Source organism: Salinicola sp. MH3R3-1 (genome assembly GCF_001937155.1).
In the GTDB taxonomy this organism is placed as follows: Bacteria; Pseudomonadota; Gammaproteobacteria; order Pseudomonadales; family Halomonadaceae; genus Salinicola; species Salinicola halophyticus.
The window spans coordinates 1-816 of sequence record NZ_MSDP01000118.1 but is presented as its reverse complement, the minus strand read 5'-3'; the positions used below and the strand labels follow the sequence as shown (position 1 = coordinate 816).

1 protein-coding gene is annotated in these 816 nt (G+C 63.7%); it reads right to left on the bottom strand.

Going from position 1 to position 816, the window contains the following annotated elements:
* The coding region (locus tag BTW08_RS18650; RefSeq protein WP_139313735.1) for an Ig-like domain-containing protein at positions 1–816 on the bottom strand (816 nt) is incomplete at both ends.

Below are 816 nucleotides of genomic sequence, written 5' to 3'. Positions count from 1 at the left end.
CTGCCGGCACCTGCCCGCTGAGAGCACTGTTCTCGCCGGTGGTCTGGGTATCGGCGACGACCACCGGCGCATCGTTGGTGCCGGTGACGGTAATAGTGACCGTCTTGGGCTCGCTGACGCCGCCATCGTTGTCGGTAGCGGTGTAACTGAACGTGACCTCACGGCTCTCGCCCGCAGCCAGACTGTCGAAGTCGGTGCCGGAGACGAAGCTATAGGAACCGTCGGCATTGAACGTCAACGAACCATTGCCGGTACCGACATCCGTCGCCAGGTCGTAACCGGCGATCGTCCCATCGACATCCGTTGCTGCCGGCACTTGCCCGCTGAGAACGGAGTTCTCCTCTGTCATGTCCGTGGCGGCCTGAGCCACCGGTGCATCGTTGGTGCCGGTCACGGTGATGGTGACCGTCTTCGTTGCACTGACGCCGCCATCGTTATCGGTGGCGGTGTAGCTGAAGGTCACGTCGCGGCTCTCGCCCGCGGCCAGAGCGTCGAAGTCGGTGCCGGGCGTGAAGCTGTAGCTGCCGTCGGCGTTGAAGTTCAGCGTTCCGTTGCCCTGACCTACGCTGGTGTCGAGCGCGTAGCTGGCGATGGTGCCATCGACATCGGCCGCTGCCGGGACCTGGCCAGTCAGCGCGGTGTTCTCACCGGTGGTTTGGGTATCAGCGACGGCAACCGGCGCATCATTTGTGCCGGTGACAGTGATCGTCACCGTCTTCGGTGCACTGACGCCGCCGTCGTTATCGATAGCGGTGTAGCTGAAGGTGACGTCGCGACTTTCGTCGGCAGCCAAAGCGTCGAAGTCGGTGCCGGGGA